Genomic DNA, 26,997 nt, shown 5'->3' with positions numbered 1-26,997 from the left:
ACAATATGAAAGTTGTTTAATAAATTCGTACTGAACAATTAAAAATAAATTATGAGAAAAATCAAATTTCTAGCACTGCTCGGTGCTGCATTGGTCTGTTTTGTTTCCTGCAAAAAGACTGTGGAGAAAACGGAGACCGAAGAAAAACTATCACTGCGGGCGGCCACCCCGGGGCCTAACGGTTATGAAGTTCCCCTTGGAGGAAATGCCTTTGTCACATCGGCACCTATCGGCGCTGCTGAAGTGATCAATAGCAATGGCCTAGCCAACTGGACCAGTGCCAATAGCATCGTAAGTACTTACGCCAAGCTGCCGCAGGCAGGTACATTAACCGTAAAAATCCGGGCTAAAGTCTTGCCAAATGGGGACAGTAGCGTGGTCAAGCTAACCATTAATGGCGTCAGCAAACAAATTAGTCTAAAAGGCGGTACCGTGAAGGATTATGCAGTGGGCAACTACACATTAAATGCTGCTGGTTACGTAAAAATGGACCTTCAGGGTGTCTCCAAGACTGGGGGTTACTTTGCGGATGTTTCGCACCTTATTTTGAGCGGAAGCGCTACTAGCGGAACTACCATCTATAGCGACAATAATGTCGACAATACTTACTACTGGTCACGACGCGGGCCTTCCTGTCACTTAAGTTATTCGGTGCCGACCAACCAGCAGGTTTCCTACTACTATAGCGAAATCAATGTTCCTACGGGCGAAGACAAAATAGGTTCTTACTTTATGGCCAATGGATTTGGTCAGGGCTATTTTGGCATGCAGGTTAATTCGGCCAGCGAGCGCCGCATTCTGTTTTCGGTATGGAGTCCCTACAGCACCGACAATCCGGCGGAAATACCTGTTGAGGACCGCATTACCCTTAACCGTAAGGGGGCAAATACTACAACAGGCGAATTTGGCGGTGAAGGTTCCGGTGGACAAAGTTATATGAAGTATGGTTGGACAAGCGGCAAGAACTATAAATTCCTACTCAAGGGTGAACCCGATGGCAACGGCGCGACCGATTTTACAGCCTGGTTCAATGATCCGACGGTAAATACTTGGACCTTGATTGCAAGCTGGAAACGACCTAAAATAGCAACTTATCTGACCAATTTCCACAGTTTTTTGGAAAATTTCAATGCGGATAACGGCTATCTTGGACGCTCGGCGGATTATAAAAATCAATGGGTACGCACCGCATCCGGCACCTGGTTGCCGGTGGTTCAGGCCAAATTTACCGTAGACGGCACCTATTCCATCAACCAGCGTATAGATGCCATGGGCGGTACCAATGGAAGCAGTTTCTTCCTTAAAAATGGTGGATTTTTCAATACTGTTGTTAGCCCGGGCACTTTATTTACGTTCAACAATGGTAATCCCGCTCCTGCAATTGACTTCACTACCCTACCATAGCTATATAATTCCGGGTAAGGGTGTCTTGTAATATTCCAATCACAAAGAGCGATATGGCTACAACCATATCGCTCTTTGTGATTTATAGACAACTTTGCCTCAAGGAATGCCTGTGTTAAAAGGTAAACGATTTATGTCCTGGCTTTGTTCATTCAGAAAAGATCAACTAAAAAGAATTATTATGCATCTCAAATTCAAATTTGCTATTGCCCTGATTACTGGAGCAGCATTGATTTTATTCAAGCGTCATACAGAAAAAGTTAAACATAAAGAACAGGAAAAGAAAGCCAAAAATAAATCAAAAGGTAAACAACAAAATAAACCTATCGGTTATCGGCCATTTAAAGATCTGGCTACGGAAATTAATCCAGATATTGTTGCCTTGCAGCATGCTGATCCGCAGGTGGTCATCGACAACAAACATGCCCAAGTGATAAATTCACCTCAGCATGTACCCTACCATCAAAAAGGAAATCGGCATCACTAAGTGGCGTGTAGTCAATGTTCCTTGTCAATGAGGTCACTGGCCGAATTCTTCAGAAAGAACACCTGGAAGGGCTTAACTTCTGATCCGCTCTTTCACATGCCTTATAGGGATAAATACCCATTTTGTTTAAAAAAATACGGTCAATACAGAAAAGGCATATGGTTTGCATTTAGTTTTCAAATTAAAAATTAAATTGTAGGACATTAATTCGTTAGGGTCTTAAACGTATATGGAAGAAAAAAACACGTATATTGATAAATCAAAACATACCATTCATAATTCGAGCAATGATCTCGATCTTTATCTTAAAGCCTTAAATTCCGCCTATTCAGGCATTATTATTACAGATAATATGCAATACGACAATCCGATTATCTATTGCAACAAAGCATTTGAAACTATCAGTGGCTATTCGCACAACGAGATTATTGGGCATAATTGCCGTTTTTTGCAGGCTCAGGATCGTTCACAGCCGCAACGCCAGCTTTTAAAAGAAAGTATCCAGCGGGGTGAAGAATGTAAAGTCGAAATTCGTAATTACCGCAAGGATGGTACACTTTTTTGGAATGAGCTTTTTATATCTCCAGTTAAAAACGAAGCGGGACAGGTAACCCATTTTATAGGTGTACAAAATGATATAACGGCGCGCAAGAAAGCCGAGTACGACCTTAGGGAAGAGAAAGCGCATGTCGAACTTAAAATACAGGAACGAACAAAAGAATTACAGGAAAAGGAAATTTTTCTCTCCAGTATCATTGAAACTGTCCGGGAGAGTTTATTGGTATTAGATGCCAATTATATCGTGTTGAGTGCGAATAAACATTTTTTAAATTCTTTTAAGGTTTCCTCCGAAGAAACGTTAGGAAAACCTCTCTTTGAACTTGGGATGCAACAGTGGAATATCAAATCTTTGAAAGAGCTCCTGACCCAGATTCTACCGACCAACAATCCTGTTATTGATTACGAGGTCGACAATATATTTCCCCATATAGGCCGTAAAGTGATGTTAATAAATGCTTATCGCATTGAATTTGAAGGGCATTACAAAGATCGCATATTGATTGCTTTCGAAGATATTACGGAGAAAAAAGAGCAAGACCAGCGAAAAGACGATTTTTTGTCCATTGCTAGCCATGAGCTCAAGACGCCCCTCACGACGATTAAAGGTTTGGTTCAAATTTTACAGCGCATGAGCCCAGATCATTCGAATGACAAGTTTGTGAGCACGCTCGATAAGATGTCGGCCTATGTCGATCGCTTGAATCTCTTAATCACTAAACTGTTGGATACATCAAAAATACAGTCCGGTCATATTGAATTGCATATGGAGCCATTTGATATTGATCAGACAATTCGCGAGGCAATTGATAATATTACGCTCGCTGTGCCCGGTTATGAAATCCAGCTATCGGGTACTACAGGCGCCATTGTCCAAGGGGACGAGCTACAGATCATCCAAGTAGTTAATAACCTATTATCCAATGCTATTAAATACTCACCCGATTCAAATAAGGTGGAAGTAAGGATGCACAAAGTTGCCAATTTTGTAAAAATCTCCATAAGAGATTACGGCATGGGTATCAATTATCAGGACAGACTGAAAATATTCGAACGATTCTTCAGGGCTAGCCATATACAGAAAAAATTTCCCGGATTAGGGATCGGGCTCTATGTATCGCATGAGATTATTGCCAATCATAATGGAACGCTATGGGTAGAAAGTGAACCCGGAGAAGGGTCTACATTTAATTTCACATTACCAATTACAAATAACGACGAAAGCCATGGAGCGTAGAAAAATAATGATCTGTGATGACGATCAAGGAATAGTAGAGATGCTTGAGCTATTTCTCGAATTAGAAGGATTTAATGTTATATGCGAGATCAACAGTACCAATCTCATTAAACAGCTCACGACGCACCGGCCAGATCTCTTGTTATTGGACCTATGGATGCCGTTGCTATCGGGTGATCAGGTCATAAAAATTATCCGAAATACGCCTGAAGTGAAAGACTTGCCAGTTCTTATCCTTTCCGCGAGTGTCGATGGAGCTGTCATTGCAGACGATTTAGGTGCCAATGGTTTTATTGCTAAACCTTTTGATCTGGATGAGATTACTTCCAAAATCAATACAATATTAAGTAATTAACAGGATTATTCGAATGGACTAGTGGGCAATGCTTTGCTAAGTAAGATGACAAGGCATTGCCGACAGTCCAACAAAAATAGGGCTGATTCCCCTATTCAACCTTGATGCGAACATCCCCCGAAATAAGCCCCTTACTTTTTGCTTTTACGACAATTTGGCCTTTATTTTTACTTGATACAATAACCAACGCTTTACCATGAAATGTCCGTCGCGATGTCGACTGGAAACGCGTATGATCTGTTGTATCCCCATTATCCGTCGCCACAATTTTTGCCCCATCTCCCTCCACCTCAAAATCAATTTTATTTGCTGCATCGGGAACAAGGGTGCCAAACTCGTCCACAACATAGGCATGTACAAAAGAAAGTTCATTTGTCGCGACACTAAGTGAGTCGTTTTCTGCAATCAGTGCTATGCGCTGTTCTTTTTTTGCTGTACGGATTGTTTTACTTAAGACTCTTTTGTCCTGCTGATAAGAGATAACCTCAAGCGTGCCGGGTTCGAATGCTATACCCTTAAAAACGAGTTCGTAACGGTCGGAATCTTTTTTCTTATCGCCTATCTTTTTGCCATTGAGATAAAGTTCTACCCGGTCTGCTTGGTTAAAGTAAACCACCACATCTATTTTATCTCCTTTTTTCCAATTCCAATGAGGCAATACATGTAGGACAGGCTTCGATGTCCATACGCTTTGGTACAAATAATATATATCCTTCGGGAAGCCTGCTAAGTCCACAATTCCAAAGTACGAACTTCTTGCCGGCCAAGTATAAGGTGTGGGTTCACCAAGGTAATCAAATCCCGTCCATACATACATGCCCGCGATATGATCGTACTTTTCCATTAACCTCAAACTCGTCTGATGGTCTGATCCCCAAGGCGTAAATACATGGTCATAAGCCGATATACTCTTATCCTTGTTGCCTCCATCGAAAGGGATATCCCATCTTTCGGGCCACATGCGAACGGAATCATAAGGAATCAAATCATACTGTCCACGACTTTCCAATGCAGAAGTACTTTCCGTTACGATGAACTTTTTGCCAGGATGATCTTCTGGAAAACTTGCCCATTTTTTATGGTTATAGTTATAGCCTATCAGGTCCACTGCAGAACTCATCAGCACCGGATTCGCTTTGGAAAGTTCATTGTTTGCAATGGTAGTCGGACGGGTTCCATCCAAGCTGTCGACTATCGAGGCCAGAGCGATTGGAATAGCTGTTCCATCCGGTTTTGAATGCCACTGTTCTTGCGCTTCATTACCCAGGCACCAGATAAACAGCGACGGATGATTACGGTCGCGTTTAACATGGTCCACAAAATCCCGTTTGTACCATTGATCCCAATATAAATGATAGTCATACGGGTTTTTGTGCCCCTTCCAAACGTCAAATGTTTCACTCATCACCACAAAACCCAAGCTATCACAGAGATCCAAAAATGCCGGTGCTGCAGGGTTGTGTGATGTGCGTATCCCATTGACACCCATTGCTTTCATGGATCGTAGTTGACGTAATGCTGCAGAACGGTTGAATGCCATACCCAGTGCACCGAGATCACTGTGTAGACACACACCTCGGATTTTAAGACGCTTCCCGTTTAGCGTAAAACCCTGTTGAGGATCAAAGTTAAAATTACGTAAACCAAATTTGTTATTCTGTTCATCCAGCACCTGGCCATCCGCAATCAACTGTACGCGTGCCGTATATTGCCGCGGCGTTTCAATACTCCACAAAATAGGATTGTCAATGGATATTTGCTGCTGGATGTGGTGAAGCCCCGTTTTTAATTTTGACAAAATCGTATGTTCACTTGCAATAGACAGGCCGTCTGGCGAAAGCAATTGCGTCAGTACCGTGATCGTTTTTGCTTCCTTAAGGGTCTGTTCAATTTCCAGCGACAGGTTTACGACGGCATGTTTTTCATTGAGCTGTGAGGCTCTTATAAAGGTACTGTTGCTGGCTACGCTAATCGGATTTCGGACAACTAATTTTACATCCCGATAAATCCCGGAACCTGAATAGAAACGCGAGTTGGGCTGGTTGTTGTTATTTACTTTGACCGAAAGCAGGTTCTCCCTGCCATCCTGGAACAGATAGCGTGACATTTCATATTCGAATCCGATATAACCGTTGGGTCTTTTGCCTAAGAAATGCCCATTGATCCATACTTCACTGTTTTCATACACCCCTTCAAATGCAATAAATATCCGTTGTCCCCTTTCAGCCTTAGGCAGCTTAAATGATTTTTGGTACCAGCCAATTCCACCATCGAGGTAAGCCCCGCCGCTAGCCGCAGGGCTGCTTGCGCTGAATGGCATTTCAATGCTCCAGTCGTGCGGTAGGTCAACGTAGCGCCAGCCTTCTCCCCTTCGGTCATCGGTATATTGTTGGCTACTGTCCAGTTTAAACCACCAGCCCGGATTAAAATTAATAACCTGTCTGGATTGCCCGATGGAAGAGCCTGTTGTTACCAATGTTAGGAACAGCAGGCTCATTATTTGGCAATATCCTTTATAAAATAGTCGTTTCCACATAAATTTATCTCCCGTTGTAGGCACCAAATTTGATCAATCATATATTCATTTGTCTCATGCATATTTACTTACATGGACCTATCCTGATGGTGATAGATCGTACAAATGGTATGTATTGAATAAGCTTTAGGTAAATAGTCAGGATCAATTATCTTATTTATCGTTATTGGTTTCCGCTCCATTTTCAGTCAAACTCTCCTTATAGGCTTTACTGATAAAATTGAAGGTCAGCATGGCGGCACCGTCATTCGACAGCACCGGATCCCGTAGTACCGCCAGTTGCATGGTATTTTGCGTCAGCGACATAATACGTACATCTCCCCAGTCGACGACGATCCCATCTTGCGGCTTTCCGTGCAAAGGTGAAGCCCCTGTCATACGCATGGTTTTCTTTTCGGTATCAATATTAAAAGTCCCTTTCTGAACTTTACCCAACATCGCGTGCTTCACGTTGACGTTTGCCCCGCCTTTCAGGTCGAAAGTCATGCTACCATAGTCACCCGCGGGCATAAGCCAGCTGTTGCTTTTCCAATCGGGCTCCCAGCTCCAGCTGTCACTATTGAGCGGCTCACCGGTTTTGTTTATCGTTCCCCACCAGTCTCCTGTGCCGTAAAAATATAGGGGGCCTTTAAAGTAGCGGGAGATGCCATCTGCGTCTAGATCCAGATACCATGTTTTCTCCTCTCCTGCGCCACCCGTCAGCAAAGTCCAGGTCTCGTCGCTGATAAATTCGGCATACATCTGATCGATTTTAAATGACACCGGCTCTCCGTAGACAATTCCCCCTCGGGTTTCGACGCCAAACTTGATCGTGTATTCCCCGGGAAAAGGCATTTTCAGCGTTACCTTTTTTTCCTGGCTGCGTCCCTGTGGATGTTCCCATAAAGGCGTATATTTGGGATCCATTAAACTGGTCAAATAGACAATATTCGGATTATTGGCGTCATGCTCAACGGTATAGGCCTTTCCTTCTGCCAATTGTGTCGATGTGACATCGATGTCACCCAGTGTATAGTTCTCCGGAGTGCAGCTCCCAAAGAATATCATCCCCGCAAAAAAACAGATGATAACTGTTAGTATCTTTTTCATTTTTATCAATTTATTATAGTTAAACCAATAGTCCATTGTACGGTGTTTACGCTTAATTCCATCCCGCATTCTGTTTCAATATACCGTTGGAAAGGGTGATCTGCTTGTTTGGAATTTGCATAAAGCCTCTTGTTGTCAAAAAACGCTCTCGGTTTACAATAACTTTCTCAGGCACCGAACCACTAAGCACATCTTCTGATGTTTGTAGCGTGGTTGCTGCCATATCCAGCCCTTGTCTCAGCACGTCCCAATAGCGGATACCTTCAAATGCAAACTCAAATTTTCTTTCCTTTAGAATATTGCTTTTTGATACGGGCAGCGCTACAAAATTGGCTTTATAAGCCCTTTTCCGCACCTCGTCAAAATATTTTTGTGCATTTACGGAACCCAGTTCGGCTGCCATCAACAGGACATCGGCATAGCGGATCACAAAGTAATCCTGATCCTGTGATAATTGCATATCCTTATCTCCACCCGTATTCGTGGTGCCATCCGGCAATGCGGTGGGTGCATATTTTTTTACGGCGTATCCCGTGTATTCGCGCTGATCTTTGAGGTCAAAACCCGTTATTTTTTCGCCCTCGATATCAATGATGGACGCCGTCTTACGTGTGTCGTTATTGTCAAGCTCATTGAAGAAGTTTTTACTTACCGTGCATACACCCCATCCCTGTCCATAGGGCGACCAATTTTTGCCCCGCAGGCCTAGAAATACTACCCAGCGATTACCATCGACATACCCGCTGTAGTTAGAGGTATTGTTAAATTTCTGCGCAAATACGACCTCAGAATTTCCCTTGCCGGCATATTTGGAAATATCTAGTGTATTGTTGCTGGCATTTGGAATATAACTTGCTGCTGGCCATAGATTCTTAAAATCTGCCACCAGGGCAAACTGTCCGCTGCTGATCACGTCTTCCAACCCCGTCAGGGCTTCTGCTCTGGATACGCCGATGTCCTCGCTGCCATAGTATCCCGAATAAAAGAGATAAACACGGGCCAAGAGCGCTTTTGCAGCAAATGTCGTAGCCCGACCGTCATTGGTGGCGGCTGCCGATTTCGGATAAGCTGTCTCCGGAATGTTCGCAGCCGCAAATTTGAGGTCCGAAACAATCAATTGATAAATCGCTTTAGGATCCGATTGCGGAATATTCTCGTTGGTCGGACTCGTTAACAAAGGTATTCTTTCGAAAAGGCGTACAAGATCAAAGTACATTAAGGCACGTAGGAATCTGGTTTCACCTTCAATTCGCGCGCGTGCGGTTGTGCTTCCCGAGAAGTCGGTGCCATCCAATTTCCCCAGTAGCGTATTGCATCTAAAAATACCGGCATAGTAATCTGACCAGGTGCCGTCAAAGATATTATTGTCCGATTGGGATTGTGCAATATCAAAACGGTCTATTGCTTGAAACCCTCGGCCGTCTGTTGTCCCCCCACCGCCAAAACAGTTGTCCGAGGCGATCTCCGACGTGATATAAAAGGCTTGGCTGCCGTTGGACGTCGTCCTTTGATAACCGTCATAGCAGCCGACTAAAGCCATTTCAGCATCGGCCACTGTTTTATAAAAATTGCTCTCCAAAACGCTTGTCATCGGTTCGACATCTAAAAAATTGGATGAACATGACCCTAATAGTAAGGATCCCAATAACATGGAATGATAGATATAGCTCGTTTTTTTCATGATTTCTTGATTTAGAATTTAACATTTAGGCCAAATAGAACTGTCCGGGGTCTTGGGTAATAGCCCAGATCAATGCCCGATACCCAGCCGTCCGTACCATAGCCAATCTCGGGATCCATACCGTCGTATTTGGTGAATGTGAACAGATTTTGTCCTTGTACATAGAAACGGATCTGATTGCCATACTTCCACTTGATAAGTTTGGAAAGATCATAGCCTAAGGTAACATTGCTGATCCGCAGAAAATCCCCGTCCTGAACATAAAGGTCTGAAAACTGCCAGTTGACGTTCGTTTCAGTGACGCGCGGGATGCTGTTGGAAGTACCTTCCCCGGTCCATCGATCTAGTATTCTCGTTGTATAGTTTGCCTGTTTATTGGTATGATTACGGTAGGACTGTACAATCTTGTTCCCGAGGGAACCATAGGCGTTCACCGATAAATCAAAACCTTTATAATCTAGACCAATATTAAAACCATAGGTAAAATCAGGCATGCCTACTCCCAGATTTGTTTTGTCTGAGGCATTGATAATGCCATCGTTGTTTTGATCTACATATTTTACGTCGCCAGGCTTTACATCCGCTTGCAGGATACCTTTTCCAGCTGCTCGCCAAGCATCAATTTCGGATTGATTTTGGAATAGACCGTCGGTCTTATATCCCCAGAAGTAACCAATGGGCAGGCCATTTTCAGCACGATAGAATTCCTCTGAATTATCGTACAACATGGCCGTCTGTCCGTGAATAATGCCGTCTTCGGTAGGGATCTGGCCAACTTTATTTTTGTTGTAGGCTCCGTTTACCCCCACCCGGTACTTGAGTTCATTGATCTTGTCAGCCCAATTCAGCCCAAGCTCCACACCTGTATTCTTTACATCACCCCCATTGATAAATGGAGGCAGTGTTCCTGTCGTTGCCAAGACTGGAGCTGTAACCAACCAATTTTTAGTCTTTTTGACATAAAAGTCGGCAACCACATCCAGGCGGTTATTCGCAAATTTGGCATCAAACCCAATATTGGTTTGCTCGGAGGTTTCCCAGGTCAAATTTGGATTGGACAAACGGCTTGGATAGGCGCCAGCAATATTGTTGTTGCTTGTTCCGAAGACATAATGCGCTCCGGGATTGGATGAGGTGATACCTGTTGAGGTACTAATGGGCGCTGCATATTGGAAATCAGCAATATCCTGATTGCCCACCTGTCCCCATGAAGCACGCAGTTTGAAGAAGTTTACACCAGCTAAATTCTCCTTAAAGAAATCTTCCGAAGAAATGACCCAGCCAGCCGACACCGAAGGGAAATACCCCCAGCGGTTGCTACGTGAAAATTTGGAGGACCCATCTGCCCGTATTGTCGCATTCAATAGGTACTTTTCCTTGTAATTGTAACCCAGTCTTCCGAAATATGAAACCCTTCGGGAGATATTTTCAGGCTTTCCCGAGACCGTCCTGGTCTCCACGACATTACCCTTTTCATCCAAATGCGCCTGCCCCGTGGTATTGTCAAGGTAAGCGTGCGCAAAATCGTTAAACTGGGAAAGCAAGTTCCAGTTGGATCCTGACAGATAGGTTCCCTGATAACGTAACGACTCCATACCCAGCATGGCCGAAAAGCGATGGTCTGTGTTGATATCAAAGTCATAGGATGCGGTATTTGTCCAGGTAAGCGTATGCCCCTTGCTCATATTCTGCGAGGTAGTCGTATGATCCTGGTTGTAGGTATAAATCGAAAAGCGGTACAAAGGCGTGAAACTCCGATATTCTGAGGCATAATAGTTGAACCCCAATAGCGAGCGGACTTTTAACCCCTTGATCGGTTCGATCTCTGCAAAAATATCGGCTAGCAATTTCTGACCATCGTTATTGTTATTCGAATTGGTCATCATGACACCATATGGATTACTGTCCCCATTATACCAGGGCGAGTTGGAGGTGTCATTGAAAGGACTGCCATATAGGCCATTGTCCGAATAGACCGGTGACAAGGGCGACGTGGCAAATGCGCCGCGTAGCGTATTGTTGTATTGATTGCCGACACCAATACCCCGATTTTTTATATAGTTAAAGTTGAGGTGCTGGCCGATTTTTACAAAATTATCAAAGAGTTTATGCTCCGAGTTTGTTCGAAAACCATAACGCTGGTAATTGGACACCTCTTTACCACCTGCTATTCCTTCTTGACCAATATAGTTCATCGACAAGGCATAGGTGGATTTTTCCGATCCGCCCGTAAGCGCCACGTTGTAATTGTCCATTTTTGCATTGTCCTTGAACATGTAATCCAGCCATCTTGTGTTAGCTAAGCCTTCCATACCATCAAAATTGATCGGCGACGCACCCGAATTCAGCGATTGCTCATTCATGATCAGCTTGTATTGATTTGCATCCAATAACTTCGCTTTGCGCGAAACATTCTGAATGCCTGTATAGCCATCGAACGAAAGTACATTTTTACCTGCGGCCCCCATCTTTGTCGTGACGAGGACAACCCCATTTGCTGCCTGCGAGCCATAGATGGCTGCGGAGGCGGCATCTTTTAAAACATCAATGGATTGGATATCGGCGGCATTCAAGACCGAAATATCGCCACCGGGGACGCCATCAATGACATATAGAGGACCGGAATTGCCGATTGTTCCCAGTCCGCGGACGACGACCTTCATATCTGCTCCTGGCTGACCGGAAGTGGAGGTGATGGATACCCCCGGCGCTTGCCCCTGAAGCGATTGCAGGGGGTTCAACTGATTGCGTTTCTGCAGTTCTTCACCTTCTACCTTCAAATTGGCTCCTGTATTCAATTTCTTCTTTTGCACACCGTAGCCAATGACAACTACTTCTTCGAGATCGGAAGCTTGTGGTTGTAGGCGGATCACCATATTGGGACCAGTAACTGTAATTTCCTCGGTTTTATACCCCACATAAGAGACCGTTAAAATTGTTCCGGTACCGACCGTCAATGAAAATTTGCCCGATTCATCGCTACTTGTTGAAATCTTCTGATTCTTTACTTTGATACTCGCTCCCCCGATTGGCAAGCCCGAATCAGCCGAAACAACCGATCCTGTGAAGGATTGTGCCCAGACCAAAGAGGTCACGCTGGTCATGACCACGACGGCCACGCCCCTGCTCAACAATTGTTTGCTTATCATACGTCTTGATTTATAAGTTGGTTTTTTATTTATTTTAATTTGATCTGTACAGCTTTACCCGTATAGGATACTGCTGTTGATTTTTTTGATGGTACATCCAGCCCGACTACATTCTTGTCAGTGACAAAAATGATATTAAACTTCCTTTTGGTCAGCATCCCGTCGAAATCACCTTTACGTTCTTGCAGGGACAGCGTTTTTGTCGTGTTGTCATAGTTGAAATCTATGCGGCTAAATTTCCCTTTTTCATAATTATAATTGTTTCCTTCGTCTTCATAAAGTGAAAAATGACCATCTGCTCCATCGTAGACATAAAGGTCCAGTATATCCTGTTTTTTCTCTGTTGTATACTGCATGACCGACCCAATGGGTAGTATTGCGCCCGCTCTGACATAGACTGGCATGCGTTCATAAGGTGCTGCAACAAGGAGATCCTGATCTCCTTCGATCTGCTTGCCATGATATAGATCATACCAGGTCGTACCCTTCGGGAAATGTACTTTGCGGGATGTCGCTCCTTTTTCGGTGACTGGATTGACCAGTAAGGATGGCCCCCAGAGGTATTGATCGTTGCTGTTAAAGCCGTTTTTGTCCCGTGGAAAATCCATGGCGAGCCCACGTATCATCGAATAATCTTCAAAAAATGTTTTTGCCGCAAGACTGTAGTTGTAGGATAGCAATTTATAACGCAGGTTGATTGCATAAGTCATGCTTTTATAAGCAGGGTGATCCGAGGGAGCAATATTGTACGGTTCCCGATATGGAAACTGTCCGTGGGCCCTAAATAAAGGTAAGAATGCGCCGTATTGGTACCATCGGCTATTGAGTTCGCGCCACTCTTCCAGATCAGTTGCATTCGGTTTGTGAAATCTGTTTTCGACCAAAAAGCCGCCTGCATCCATTGTCCAATAGGGCGTGCCTGACATCGAGAAATTTATCCCCCCAGCGATCTGATCTTTCATATCATGCCATCTGGAGGCAATATCACCGCTCCAGGCTGCCGCAGCATAGCGTTGTTGTCCGGCAAAAAAGGATCGTGTCAAAATAAAAACCCTTTTATTGGGGTCTGTCACACGCTGCCCCTCATAGATACCCTTGGCATTTTGCAAAGGGAATGCATTGTAGTAGCGAACAGATGATCCTATACTGGGTTGAAAGACCGATTTGCGTTCATCTAAATCGATATTGGAATGGATGTCCGGCTCACTGGCATCCATCCACCAGGCGTCAATTCCAATTTTGAAGAGGTTATCGTCCAACAACTTCCAAAATCCATCGCGCGCTCCTTTATTAAAAGGATCATAAAAAGTAGACGTATACCCTTTTCCTATCCAATCTTTACGGCCATCATAGATATTGCGTGGATAGATCCATTTGTTGGCTTTAAATTCTTGGTATACTGTAGACTCCTCATTGATTTTGGGCCATGCCGAAATCATGATTTTAAAGTGTTGATCATGTAATTTTTTGATCATTGCCTGAGGATCCGGAAAGCGTTTCGGATCAAATTTTTGGCTCCCCCAGTCGTTTTCAGACCAGTAAGACCAATCTTGAACAATATTGTCAATCGGAATTTTACGCTTCCGGAATTCCGCAGCCACCTGTTCAATTTCCTCCTGGGTCTTATAACGTTCCCTGCTCTGCCAGAACCCAAAGCTCCAAAGTGGCATAATAGGTGCCTTACCGGACAATTGGCGATAGCCCGAAATGACTTCGTCCATCGATGTACCCCGAACAAAGTAATAGTCAATGGCATCACCAGCTTCCGAATTAAAAGAGAATATATTTTCACGCGCTGCGGGAATAGGGCTCTGCCAGTTTAAGGTAAAATAAGATTCACCGCCATCAGGTATCCATTCCATTCGGATTTGCTGCGGCTGGTCTTTGCTCATATTCCTTTCGATTTCAAAAGTACCTGCATTCCAGGATTGCCGCCAGCGGTCGGCTACAAGTTCACCGTCTATCCAGACTTTCATATAACCTGAATATTTGAAATGCAGCACATGCTTGCCTGTATAGGGCGAAGCAAGGCTGCCCTCGTAGATGACTTCACTGTCAGCCAGCTTTATCCCCGTTGGAAACTTGTGCTGATCCGTTAGATAACCATAATCGATGATCGATTCCGGTCGGGATACGAACACTTCGTCGGCCTGGTTCCGATTTACATAGGTCGCGGTAAGCCAGCCCGGTTCACCTTCTTTTGACAGAAGCTTGAAGGCATTTAAGGGCAGCAATGGCCTGACGTCACCCGCCTTTGTAATGGAGTAATTGTGCCATAAGATCCCGTAGTTATTGGTTGATAGCAAAAAAGGGATCCCGATTTCCGTATTGTATTGCAGCAAAGAAACTTGCTTCCCACGATTATAGTTCATGACGGCATTCTGATGTTGGCCAAGCCCATAAATCCCTTCTTCGGAATTGACGATAAAGTCTTGGTTGATCTGATAAAATGCATCAGCCTGATAACTGTTCGGTAAAAAGGAATTTGAATTCCGCTTCGCCTCTTTAATGATGGATTGCCCCGTGAGATCCAAGAATTCTACTTTGCCACTTACCAAGGAGACGACTGCCTTTATATTTGCTGTTTGCACATTTACCGTCGAATCGCTTGAACTGACAACCAGTGATTTCACTTGCCGACGCAATGAATCAATAATCACCATGCTCGTTTGTTTTGGAAAGGTGGCACCAGCCGGAACTGCCGTGACACGCACGATTTTATCCGTTACGACATCCAAATAGACATCTTGATCGATGGAAGTTTCCGAATTTTTGAAGCTGACTTTGATACCGGTTGGTGTTTTTTCATAATGAGCTTTGCTGGCCTGTCCGAGCCCTTGCTGCAGCATTGCGAAGAGCATCAAACCACTTAAAGCATACGTTAAGTTGCGCATTTAAAATAAGATTATTGGTTACTATATTTCCCTTGGTTATTACGTGTCCTTTCCCATCGAAAGAACAAATCAAATATAGGGTGCAACCGGTTGTATAAAGGTTATGATTTGTTAACTTTTAGGGGTTGTTTTGTTAACATACAAAATATAATGCAGGGCATTGATTATACTTAAATAGTAGTTTTACAGCTGTTTACGGTAGAATGAAGGCAAATTACCGAAAGCAGATTTAAAATATTTACTGAATTGCTTGGGATTTCCGAATCCGACTGCATACGCAATTTCGGCCATCGATAATTTTGAGTTTTGAACCAGATGCATAGCACGTTTAAGCCGGATATGACGGATATATTCCATCGGTGAATAGCCTGTAATGGCAAGCACTTTTTTATAAAGTCCTACGCGCGTGATATTCATTCTTTTGGCTAGCAGTTCGACAGAAAGCGACGAGTCACTGATGTCCTGTTCAATTTCCTTTACAAGCGTACGGATAAACTGTTCATCGGCAGACTCGATATCGGGTTGCGTCAGCTGTACGTTAATCTGTTTTTTGTACCGTTTCACCAAGGTCTGCTGCTGACTAAGTATTTGGGCCAATTTAGAACGCAGCAGACTCACATTAAAAGGCTTGTTGATATAATCTGTGGCGCCAGCTTGTAGGGCTTCCAGTTCAGTTTTCTGATTGACGATGGCGGTTATGATAAGTACAGGGATATGGACCAGCTTGGTATGAGCTTTTATATAGCGACAGAGATCCAATCCAGTATCGCCGGGCAAGCTAAAATCAGTGATCACCAGATCAACCTGTTGTTTATTTAGAATCAGCTTTGCTTCATTGATACTTTGTACAGAAGTAATTAGATAGGTTGATCTGAGCATTCGCTCAAGGTAGTGAAGAAAGTCAGCATCATCTTCGACCAATAAAATACAAGGTTTATCCCGCGTGCTACTTTCGTTGCTATCGCTGCTCGTCTCCACGCTGTGTATAGGCAACTCCACGTAAAATGTTGTCCGTCCCGCATTGCTGTTCAGTCTGATGTTACCTCCCAGAAACTCTACATAATCCTTGACGATAGAAAGCCCGATACCTGTACCCTGGTTCAGTTTACCATTAGGAACGTCCAGTTGAACATAGCGTTCAAAAACACGGGATTGAAGGGCTTCGGGAATTGTTGTCCCTAGGTTTTGGACTTCAATAGACAATATCTTTGCCATACCTTCTTCACCTATTTTGGCCTTGAATGTCACGATGCCGGATAGTGGGCTAAATTTGATTGCGTTCGACATCAAATTGAAAATAATGCTTTCCAGCTTATTTTTGTCAAACCAGACCGAATACACCTGTGGGGCGAGACTAACCTGCAATATAACTTGGTTGCTCTGTGCCAGTCCTATAAAAGCATCGAGCTGTTCGCGCATAAAACCCATAAGGTCTCCATATTCTTCGCTCAGTTCCAATTCACTTTTTTCCAGCTTTCGGAAGTCCAGGAGCTGATTGACGAGTTTGAGTAGACGGTCTGCATTTTTCTTGATCAAGTTTAAGTCTGCTTTTTTATCCGGATGTTGTTCGCCATCCAACAACTGCTGCGTTGGTGTCAGAATCAAACTGATCGGTGTCCGAAACTCGTGGCTAATATTTGTGAAGAATCGCGTTTTTAAGGCATCCAGTTCTTTGGCTTGTGAGGCCTGTTCCTGCGCCAGGTAGAGTTGATTGCGCGTCTTGGCACGCAGCTTGGTTAAATAAATATACGTCCAAAGTACGACCAATATCAGGCCTCCATATAAAAGGAAGGCCCATGTTGAACGCCAAAGCGGCGGTTGTACGTCGATTGTTAGGAGGAGCACTCCCTCCGACCAGCTATTCGAAGCGATGGCATGCCGGATGTACAACCTATAGGTCCGGCTGTCCAGATTGGTAAAATTGGCGCGCATGGTCCCCGGTTCAAAATCAAACCATTTATCACTTAGGCCACTAAGCTGATATTGGTAGAGACCGTTATGCTGTTGCAGATAATCAAAGGTGGAGAGCTCCAGGGAGATGGCATTCAGGGTGTACGGGAGAGTCAGCTTCTTGAGATTATTTAAGGATTGACCATAAATCACACGACCCGCAAATTCCTCACCTACTGCCACCCGTTTGTTGAATAAGTAGAGATTAGATAAAACCGGCAGTATCAGTTCACTTTTGTCCCTGATTTTTGAAGGATCGATAAAGTTAAATCCTTTTGGCCCGCCGAAAACAAGTCTTCCATCCTGCAATTTTAACGCAGCGTTCTCATTAAATACATTCCCTTGAAGGCCCAGTTCCTGTGTAAAGTTGCGGATAATAAATTTTTGTGCCTGCCCCGTACCGACGACCTCTGACAGTCCTTTATTGGTTGATGCCCAAATATCACCTTGATTATCGACCAGTAAGGCCAGGATCGCATCCTCACTGAGTCCATCTGCTTGTGTCAGGTAGCTAATTTTTTTTTCATCTATCACATGCAGTCCCTCTTGTGTCGCTACCCAAATACGACCTTTTTTATCCTCCTTTATATCATAAATTAGATCGTTACGAAGTTTTAGCGGAGAACTAACGGTGCTGATATAGCTGATCTTATCGTCAGGCGCCAGCAGCGCCAGACCTGTCGCTGTACCGATCCACAGGCGTTTTTTTGAATCCTCAAACAACACCGATATATAATTGCTATTGACAGTTTCACCCCGTCGGGTATGTTTTTTTGCGAAGCGCTGCGTTTTTTTATCAAAAAGATAAAGGCCCGAGCTCAGTGTTCCTACCCAAAAACGATGCTGACTATCTTCATAGATCTCCCATACACTATCGTCGTTTAGCCCTCCGGGAGCCGGATCTCGGTGGAAAACCTGAAAATCTTTGCCATTAAAACGGCACATACCACCTCGATAAGTTCCTATCCAGAGTACATCGTCTGCATCCAAAAATAAGGAGACGATCACGTTGCTACTCAGACTATTTGGGTTAGCTGGATCATGGAGATACTGAGTAAAAGTCTTCTGTTTGGTATCATAATAGAGCAATCCACCCCCATTTGTTCCGATCCAGAGGTTGCCTTTACGATCTTCTACAAACTTATTGACATCATCAAAAGGGAGCGATTTGGGGAGTCCGGGATAATTTTTGATTAGGGAGAACAACAACAAATTGGGATGATAATAGCTGATCCCGCCCTTATAAGTTCCGACCCAGATAATTCCTGATTTATCCCGGTATAGCGACGTAATGCTATTGTAAGGCAGGCTCCTTAAGTCATATCTATCATTGCCAATTCGCTGGATGCTATTATTTTTCTTATCATAGATGTTGATGCCGCCATGATCGGTGCCCAGCCAAAGCTGTCCCTGATCGTCTTGAACAATATTACCCACGAAAGGATTGGACAGTTCTTTTTGTAGATGATGAATTTGTCCGTCTTTGGGATCAAGCCAGTAAACGCCGATCGGAATATCTTTTGAGAAGATCCAGATTGCGCCATCGCGGTCGGTAAAGAGGTTATAATTTATCAGTTTGTTCGGCATTGGCAGCCTGCTGGTCTTTATACTTTGCAGTGACTTTGTATCGATGTTGCCAAGTAGGCCGTTTTCGTAGATTACCCAGATGGTTTGGCCTCTGCCGGGAATTACATCGGTGATTCTGCTGTCCTTGGTCAACTGCGGCACCTTGCGATACGTTTTCTTTAGATAATCGAACAAGATCAGAGAACGATCGCTATACAAAAGTGCAAAGCAATGCTCATCCAAAGGCCTGATGGAATAGACATCCATCACAGGCAGCTTTAGGGCAGTCAATATGGAATCTATTTGTTGGATAATGATGCCCGAGTGTTGATCATATACATTCATCCGATTCGCGGTACGAATCCATACATTTCCTTCGGGCCCTTCAAAGAGCCCAGAAATGACATTGCCACTCAGTCCTGTACGTTTACTGGCTGCATAACGAAAATTTGTAAATTGTACACCATCAAATCTGCTCAAGCCCGATTCGGTACCAAACCAAAGGTAATTATACTTATCCCGGAGTGCACAATTGACGTGATTATGAACCAGGCCTTGGTCAGAAGTTAAGGTTTTAAAAGCATAGCTATTGACCTGGCTCCAAGCCGAAGATTGCCCTAACAAAAGGAGAAAAATGAGGTGGATATACGCGTATAAAAAAGACTTAAGCTGCTGCATTGGTTATGATCTCCCCAATGATACAAAAAATTGAGCAGATCCAGCAAATCCCAATATGCTTTTTTAATGCGAACAATGCATCTTTATTTAAGGTAGCTTATAAAAAAACCATATACCGCAGATAAAAATTTAAGAGCTCAATCATATAAAGACAAGCTTGTTGGCTATATGTTGACAAGCTATGCATCATACAATAAAAATTGCATCATAAATCAATTTATGATGCATTTATTTCGCGCAAACGCTAAAGCAGTATTTTGTGTTCCATCAGATAGGCCAATGCTTCGGTGACTGCCTGTTCGCTGCTTTTGGGGTTAAATCCCAGTTCCGTTCTTGCCTTAGAAATATCGAAATCCTGTTGAAGACCTGAGAACATTGCAATATCTTTTGTCGTGATTATGGGTGGTTTCCCTTTTAACTTCGCTGACAACTGCATCAGTCCAGCAATTCCATAGAGCGCAAACTTGGGCACTGACATTGGAATACGTAAATTGAGCTCAGGGTATAGTTTTTGTGCTATTTTGGTGGTGTCAGTAATGCGCATACACTTTTCGTTTGCGAGTATGTAGCGCTCCCCCGATTTCCCTTTCATAGCAGCGAGGTAACAGCCTTCGGCGACGTCTTTGACATCCACCCAATTGAGGGCAATACCGGTGTCGACGGGAATCTGTTTGTTTAATATCAATTTTAGGATATCATAGGAGACATTCAGGGGAAGAGCAGCTTCAGCGCCGATCATGGCGCCGGGCATCACGGAGACCAATTCGATATTCAGTTCTTCTGCCAGTTTGAATGCCAGCTTTTCCCCGTCATTCTTCGAATTGTAATAGGCATCCCTGCGATCCGGACTGTAACCGTTGGATTCTTTGGTGGGCGTGTAACTATAGTTCAGCGCGGCTATGGAGCTTACATAGACGATTTTTTTGACACCAGCTTCAGCGGCAGCTTCAATAGTATTTCGTGTCCCCTGCATATTCACTTCGTAGATCTCTTTTTGTGGATCTTTCGCCCATAGTTTAAAAGCGGCGCCCACAGCATAGAAGGTTTCGACGCCCTGTAACGCATTTTTAAATGCGGCTTTATCCTCGATGTCTGCCTGAACGACTTCACAGTTTAATCCTTTTAGACTGTCGCTGCGGTTGATATTCCGCACCGAGGCGCGTACTTGAAAGCCCTTTCTTATCAGTAATCTGACAAGGTTATTACCTAAATGTCCGTTTGCTCCGGACACCAATACCAAATTTTTAGTTGTCATGTGCGTTGATTTTAAATGTTACGACAAAGTTCTGCCCTTGCGATTTAAAATCACTTCACAAATGTTACCTAATGATCCGTTTACGGATGCGGCTCAAACTTTTGGGGTTCATGCCCAGAAAAGATGCAATATACTGCATTGGTACGTTATGGAGCAATTCCGGCTGCTCAGCCATCAATTTCAGATAACGTTTTTCAGCCGTAAGTGTAGCCAGTTCCTTTGATCTTTTCTCATTGTAGGATAGCGACAGTTGAAATACATAGATACTGAAATCTTTAAATGCGGGTGATTGTTCCGTTAAAAGGTCAAGATTACTTTTGCCGATTCGCAGTAGTTCACATTCTGTGATGCATTCCAGATTTTCATCCGATCGGGTTTGATTATTGAAGTTTACAAAAGAAGTGATAAATCCCGGTGGACAGTTGATATGTGTAGTTACCTCATCGCCTTTATCATTATAATGAAACAATCGGACAAAGCCCGATACAACAAAATACAGATAAGCGGGCACCTTCCCCTCCTCCTCGATGATATGGTTTTTAGGAAACTTTACCGGTTCCAGATAATGTTGGCACAAATCCTTTTCCAGACTTGAAAGTGTGACCCGTTGTGTAATTAGTTCAATAAACTTCGCGTGCATCTCCTACCGATTATTTTTTTTGCAATATAGGGAATAAATCCATGTATCATAACGATGTTTTTTTGGAAGAGAACCACAGCTGATCCAATCTCATTCAGATGAACCTCAAATCAAATTGGATACCTATCCGGCTCCGACTTGAGGTTGTTGCTACCCGTAATGGCCCGCGGCACACGTTAACCTAAAACAGAAAACTGTATTTCAATACGGACTGTAGCCCACGTAACGGAATGGTTTGCCGATTTTCCAGGTTCGCAGTCAAGCTGTAACTGGAGTATAGTTTTTTATTGAGGATATTATTAATGTTGAGTTCCAAGCTATGTTTGCTTTTAAGAGGTTTGTACCGAATGGAGGCGTCCAAAAAGCTATTGGTAATGGGATCAAGCGTACTGCTTTGATAAGTGCCATAGCTCCAGGTTCCTTTCACAAAGAGGTAGGTACCAACGACATAAAGCACACCTAGACTATGGGTATTTGAGGTATAGCGGTTGGAATTTTGTTCCTGTTCGCCGCTAAGCTTATTCAAAAATCTGCTATAACTATACTGATAGGTCAATGCCGTATGGGAGATTCCCTTATATTCAAGCCGCGGACTTAAGGTCATCGTAGTACCAGTGGCTGCCGTAAATTGACCATTCAGAAGTTGATTGTATCTATTTTGATTTATACTTGCATTGAACCCTAAATAAATCCCCTCTTTCAATAGGGATTTGGACATACCCAGTGTCAGACTATTGGTCGTTGCCTGATTATCATAGGGAAGCAATTTGCTGATGATCCCCTGTTGTGTTATATCCTGACCGATTAGATAATCATTTTGTGTACGTAAATGCGAAGCTGTTACATTCAGGTAAAATAAACTGATTGGCCGTTCGATGTTATAGCGCAATACATAAGCTTGACTGGAAGTGAAATACAACGGTGCAGCAAAACTTTTTATTTCCCTAAAATTACTCAGGATTGGATTCGGGTAAAGCTGATCGAGGTCCGAATTTTCCTGATTAAAACGGAATGATAACAGGAAGTAATCCCTATTGGGCAGGTAAGCTTGCAGGGAGACAGATGGTGTAAACAACAATTTCTTTGTTGTTGTCGCTGATCCTAGCAGACGATCAGCAATATCCCATCCATTCCAGGTCAGAGGAAAAGCTCCGGAGAAGATAAAATCCTTGTTTTTCCAGTCCAGCTTTACACCAGCAGACATTTGTTGTTGTTTCCAGCGTAAATTGTTGTCGGGAAACCTTTCGTTATCAAATACGGATCCACCTGTGACCAAGTTCAATGCTGAATTCAGCTCCTTATCGAGATAATTCAAACGAGCAAAATATGTCCGTTTTAAGCGTGTATTGTTACGTGTATAGGCGACCTGAATATTTCCATTGGTCTGTGGCAAAGAAACGGCTTGCCCAACAGCATCGTAGGGCTGATTTTCATTTAAATAATTCGACATCACACCGGGAGATACTTCCAGCCGGTCTTTATGCCATTTGCGTTCCAGATCCAGATTAAAGGTGATCAGGTCTTTGTTTTTTAACTTGGGCGTATATTCCATGGATTCGGAAATAAAATTCAGCTGATCCCGGCCCCGTTGATCAAAACGTGCTTCATCATCCAGCAGCCAGGTATGGTGATGGTGGTTCTCCGCTTTATAATCGATGGTATTTTTAAAATAAAAACGATTGTCATTGCCCTCCAGCGTAAAGCTACTTCGCCCAAAAAAAGGCTTTTTTGTAGTATTATAGTAATTATTGTAGGTAACCTCACTGCCATCGGCTAACAGATATCTTTGCGTACCATCACTTATGAGTCGCTCCCTGTCGGCCCACAGATTACCATTGAGGCTGGAGCTCCAGCCCTCGGTCCATTTATAAAACTGATTGGTATTAAAGGCTACAGACCTGTTGTTGTAATACTTATTTGTCGGTACAGAAGGAGTAGCTGCTGCAATCGGTTCAGTCAGGTTCAATGACGCAATGGATTCCACATCGTTGTTTATGCGTTCTCCTATAGAATTATACTGCAACGTATTCAGGGTTTTATACTTCTTTTTGAAGCTCATGGTATTCCCGTTGATAAAACCATCTATTGGCGCCGCAATACCAATGGTAGCTTCCCCTGACCAGATCATTTTAGCATCTTCGTTCAGAACGAGATTTAATGCGACATCTTCGGAGTTGCTTACCCCCTGTTTGATTTTTTTATGTTCATGATTTTGGACCAGCTCCACGTCTTTTATCGCTTTGGGCTGTATTGTCCTGGTGCCGACGCCATAGCCATTCTGAAAGATATTATCGCCATCCACGTACATGCGGCTGACGGTCTTGCCATTGTGTTTGATGACACCATTCTCGTCCACCTCAATGCCGGGCATGCGTCGCAGCACATCCCCGATATTTCTGTCTTCGGCGGAGACAAAGTTAGTGACTGCGTAACGCGTGGTATCACCGGCTCGACGTACGGCCAACGGTCTGCTCCTGACAGTGACATCCGCCAGCTGAATAGACTTTTTGACCAGCTCAAAGTTCACTTTCTGGTTCTGGTCTTTATATTCCTTCCGGACTTTTTCATAGGAGATATGACTCACCTCGATCCATTGGACCCTGGACATTTCTTCTTTCGTCAGATGAAATGTATACTGGCCCATACTATTGCTTCTGACCGTATGGAGACTACTGTTGGCATAGCCGATTACGATGGTTGCATAAGCTACTGGCTGCTTGTCGCTGCTGACGATACCATCGATTTTCTCCTGTGCGAAAACAAGTGTGGACAGTATGGACAGGCATAGACTGCAAAAGATTTCTTTCATCGGGATTCTTAATTGATGCTACGTTCAGCCGGGTTATTCAGCTGAAATTTTTGTTTGTCTTTTCCAGCTTCCTTCATCAACGCTTCAGCCTGTTCACGCGTGATTTCCCTTCCGTCCTGTGTCTTGAATTTTACTGTAGCATCGGGCGGTAACTGAGCCATCATCGCTCCTAGTTTGTCCGCTTTGCTGTTTTCAAGTGCTTTGCGATATTTTTCGTAGGAAAGTTCGGGTAATTTGTCGATCTCCATCAGATGCATCTTGTCTGTGACCTTATCCAGTCCGGCATAACGAAAGCGAACTTCATTGGCCACATCGCTGGCTTCAAGGATGGCACCTGGCAGGCCATGCAGCTTCCAAGGGCCGACCGGAAAAGGGATTTCTTCGGTAAACCAAGCCTCATATTTACGTCCACCGAATTGTCCTGTTGCCTTTATGCAGGCATATCCTCCGATATCTCGTTTTTCTTCGGTGATGGCCCAATCTATTTTATAATTCTTGTTGGGATACACCTTATACAATTGACCGAGCATCGTCACTAAACATGGACTGTCGTCTGTTCCGAAGGGCGTATAAAGATTGACCAGTGCGTCAGACTGATCGACAGCATCCATACTGATATGGAGTGCACCTTGCTCCTGATTTTTTTCCATCGGGGTCATCGAATAGAAGGAACCTCCATTACCGATATATAGGTACATGGAACGTTTAATCAGGTTGTCCTTTTTTGTGCTGTCAGCAATATGTTCAAGATCATATTTAATAAACATATTTACCTGATTGTCTTGGGCAAATAACTTCTGTACGAAGAAAAAAAGACCGATAGTAACGGTCAGTAAAAATTTTGTTGTGCTCATTTTTATTATTTTTATCTTATCAATGCATCAAAAGTAACGGGGCGGAACAGCGCTCTCTATAATCGCTTTGTTAAATACTGTTAACCAGATGCTGGATTGTTAATTACTGTTAAGTAGTGTTATGAACTGTTAGCAAATCCCCGTTTTTCACAGATTTTAGCTAGCATTGTAGCTGAGAATTTTATAATGACCACACACAGGAAAACACGCGTTATCATTACCTTGCTCATTGCCAGTACTATAGCTGTTATTGTGATGCAGGTATTTTGGCTATCCGATGCCTTTCGTATCAATCAGCAAAAGGAGAAGATTATGATTCAGGGGGCAGTCAAAGATGCGATAGATGTCGTTCGCCTCAAAACATATTTCGGTATTGACAGCTCTCTTTCTAAAGAACAGTCCTCGATTCTGCGTGCCATGGGAGGCATACTCGATCAGGTTTCCAATAATGAGCTGAAAGGTGTTGAGATCCGGCGACAGATTACGAAGGATTCCACGGCAAAGAAAAACTGTGATACCTGTGCGGCCGGCCCGAAAAAGACTGCACATGAATTTCGAATGGATATCGCCGAACGCGACAAGGATATGGAGAAGAAACTGGTTGATTCAGTCTTAGCGGCCACCTCCGGGGGCAAGCGGCCCAAGAATGTCAAAGTCAGCACACGTCTCGTCAAAGACAGTTTCGTTCAGATCCCTTCGAGCAGCGCTCACAAGATGGAGCTGCGATCTGCTAATACAGGCCGCTTAAAAAAACAGGTTCAGCCGACAAAACTCTCATCAATAGCGCAATCGACCCGGTCTGCGGTTAAGGTTTACGCCAATGATACCAGATCCACAAAAAGTGAAATGGATACATTAGCCATTGGCCGGTTATTGGACTCGCTGATTAAGACCAATTTTGAGAATTTGCAGTTTAAAAATCAATTTAAAGTTGCCTTTTCAGCTCTTGCAGATAGCACAAAACAGCGCTTGGATTCCGTCGATCATTACCTTTTGGTGCGGAGTACCATCAGCCCCGTGTATAATGCCGAAATTACTGTAAAGCCTGATGTATTGACAAGTTTACAAAGTATGAAATGGCTTTTCTTCGTGTCGTTGCTTATTTTGGGCATGCTTTTTTATACCGCGTTAGCACTCATTAATTCCTTCAATCGTGAGAAGCAAATGACCGAGATCAAGAACGATTTTATCTCCAATATGACTCACGAATTCAAAACACCGATCGCCACCGCGAGCCTGGCTGTGGAGCTGATGAGCAAATTTGGGATAAAGGACAACCCTGAAAAACTCGATGAATACCTCAATATTTGTGGAGCTGAACTCAAACGTGTATCCAGCATGATTGAAACCGTACTTCGGCTGGCGCAGGATGATCCTTATATTTTGGAAAAAGAGCCCACAGATCTCAGTCAGATCCTGCATGATTTTCAGCGCCAGACAAAGTCTAAACTAGATGAAGTGAAAGGAACGTTGACACTCACAGTTGCTGACGATTTTCCGAATGTCGTGGTGGATAAGACTCATTTGGAAAACATTCTCTATAATTTGCTCGACAATAGCCTAAAATATAGCCGTCAGGCACCGGATATCCAGCTGCTTGTTAGCCTAGAAAAACAGTATTTCAGCCTGTCATTTCGCGATAATGGGATCGGCATTCCCAAGGACTATGTTGACCGTATATTTGATCAGTTCTTTCGGGTGCCCATGGGCAATGTTCATGCAACAAAAGGCTTTGGTCTGGGCTTATCGTATGTTAAAAAAATCGTGGAGCTACACGGGGGGACAATCCGAGTGGAGAGTCAGCTGGACATGGGGACCACGTTTATCCTTCACATTCCTCTTAAATTTTAATCCG

The 26,997-nt window shown here is 43.7% G+C and carries 15 protein-coding genes; 5 read left to right on the top strand and 10 right to left on the bottom strand.

The window, feature by feature from the left end; genetic code table 11:
- Positions 1-51 precede the first annotated feature (51 nt).
- From DCO56_RS12875 to DCO56_RS12860, 4 genes are all read left to right on the top strand, one after another.
- Positions 52-1,404: a DUF3472 domain-containing protein gene (locus tag DCO56_RS12875; RefSeq protein WP_108634172.1), complete on the top strand. Its 1,353-nt coding sequence runs from the start codon at positions 52-54 to the stop codon at positions 1,402-1,404.
- 181 nt (positions 1,405-1,585) lie between these two features.
- Positions 1,586-1,891, top strand: coding sequence for a hypothetical protein (locus tag DCO56_RS12870; protein ID WP_146191057.1), 306 nt, complete (start codon positions 1,586-1,588; stop codon positions 1,889-1,891).
- A gap of 229 nt (positions 1,892-2,120) precedes the next feature.
- Positions 2,121-3,686 (top strand): PAS domain-containing sensor histidine kinase, encoded by a 1,566-nt coding sequence (locus DCO56_RS12865; protein ID WP_108634170.1) that lies wholly within the window; start codon positions 2,121-2,123, stop codon positions 3,684-3,686.
- Positions 3,676-4,041, top strand: a complete 366-nt coding sequence (locus DCO56_RS12860) for a response regulator (RefSeq protein WP_108634169.1) — start codon at positions 3,676-3,678, stop codon at positions 4,039-4,041. Before DCO56_RS12865 ends, DCO56_RS12860 begins: the two co-directional genes overlap by 11 nt.
- 91 nt (positions 4,042-4,132) lie before the next feature.
- Here DCO56_RS12860 and DCO56_RS12855 read toward each other — a convergent pair whose 3' ends face one another.
- From DCO56_RS12855 to DCO56_RS12810, 10 genes are all read right to left on the bottom strand, one after another.
- On the bottom strand, positions 4,133-6,538 hold the full coding sequence (locus DCO56_RS12855; protein ID WP_181390542.1) for a glycoside hydrolase family 2 TIM barrel-domain containing protein: 2,406 nt from the start codon (positions 6,536-6,538) through the stop codon (positions 4,133-4,135).
- Positions 6,539-6,730: 192 nt separating this feature from the next.
- A complete protein-coding gene (locus tag DCO56_RS12850) occupies positions 6,731-7,666 on the bottom strand; it encodes a hypothetical protein (protein WP_146191056.1) in 936 nt (311 codons plus the stop codon).
- Between the two features lie 52 nt (positions 7,667-7,718).
- Positions 7,719-9,347, bottom strand: coding sequence for a RagB/SusD family nutrient uptake outer membrane protein (locus DCO56_RS12845; protein ID WP_108634166.1), 1,629 nt, complete (start codon positions 9,345-9,347; stop codon positions 7,719-7,721).
- 11 nt (positions 9,348-9,358) lie between these two features.
- A complete protein-coding gene (locus DCO56_RS12840; RefSeq protein WP_108634165.1) occupies positions 9,359-12,496 on the bottom strand; it encodes a SusC/RagA family TonB-linked outer membrane protein in 3,138 nt (1,045 codons plus the stop codon).
- A 29-nt stretch (positions 12,497-12,525) separates the two neighbouring features.
- Positions 12,526-15,390, bottom strand: a complete 2,865-nt coding sequence (locus tag DCO56_RS12835) for a glycoside hydrolase family 31 protein (RefSeq protein WP_245935834.1) — start codon at positions 15,388-15,390, stop codon at positions 12,526-12,528.
- A 183-nt stretch (positions 15,391-15,573) separates the two neighbouring features.
- Positions 15,574-19,584, bottom strand: a complete 4,011-nt coding sequence (locus DCO56_RS12830; protein ID WP_108634164.1) for a two-component regulator propeller domain-containing protein — start codon at positions 19,582-19,584, stop codon at positions 15,574-15,576.
- Between the two features lie 244 nt (positions 19,585-19,828).
- Positions 19,829-20,839, bottom strand: coding sequence for an NAD-dependent epimerase/dehydratase family protein (locus DCO56_RS12825; RefSeq protein WP_108634163.1), 1,011 nt, complete (start codon positions 20,837-20,839; stop codon positions 19,829-19,831).
- A gap of 64 nt (positions 20,840-20,903) precedes the next feature.
- Entirely contained in the window at positions 20,904-21,479 is a 576-nt protein-coding gene (locus DCO56_RS12820; protein ID WP_108634162.1) for a Crp/Fnr family transcriptional regulator, read from the bottom strand.
- A 181-nt stretch (positions 21,480-21,660) separates the two neighbouring features.
- On the bottom strand, positions 21,661-24,288 hold the full coding sequence (locus DCO56_RS12815; protein WP_108634161.1) for a peptidase associated/transthyretin-like domain-containing protein: 2,628 nt from the start codon (positions 24,286-24,288) through the stop codon (positions 21,661-21,663).
- Positions 24,289-24,296: 8 nt separating this feature from the next.
- Entirely contained in the window at positions 24,297-25,142 is an 846-nt protein-coding gene (locus DCO56_RS12810; RefSeq protein ID WP_108634160.1) for a GLPGLI family protein, read from the bottom strand.
- A gap of 186 nt (positions 25,143-25,328) precedes the next feature.
- On the opposite strand from DCO56_RS12810, the gene DCO56_RS12805 reads away from it, so the two are divergent.
- Positions 25,329-26,993: a sensor histidine kinase gene (locus DCO56_RS12805; protein ID WP_108634159.1), complete on the top strand. Its 1,665-nt coding sequence runs from the start codon at positions 25,329-25,331 to the stop codon at positions 26,991-26,993.
- The last annotated feature ends 4 nt before the right edge of the window (positions 26,994-26,997 follow it).

The sequence above is a fragment of the Sphingobacterium athyrii genome (assembly GCF_003071065.1).
GTDB lineage: Bacteria > Bacteroidota > Bacteroidia > Sphingobacteriales > Sphingobacteriaceae > Sphingobacterium > Sphingobacterium athyrii.
The sequence above is the reverse complement of the archived record's forward strand: the minus strand, read 5'-3'. Positions and strand labels throughout refer to the sequence as shown.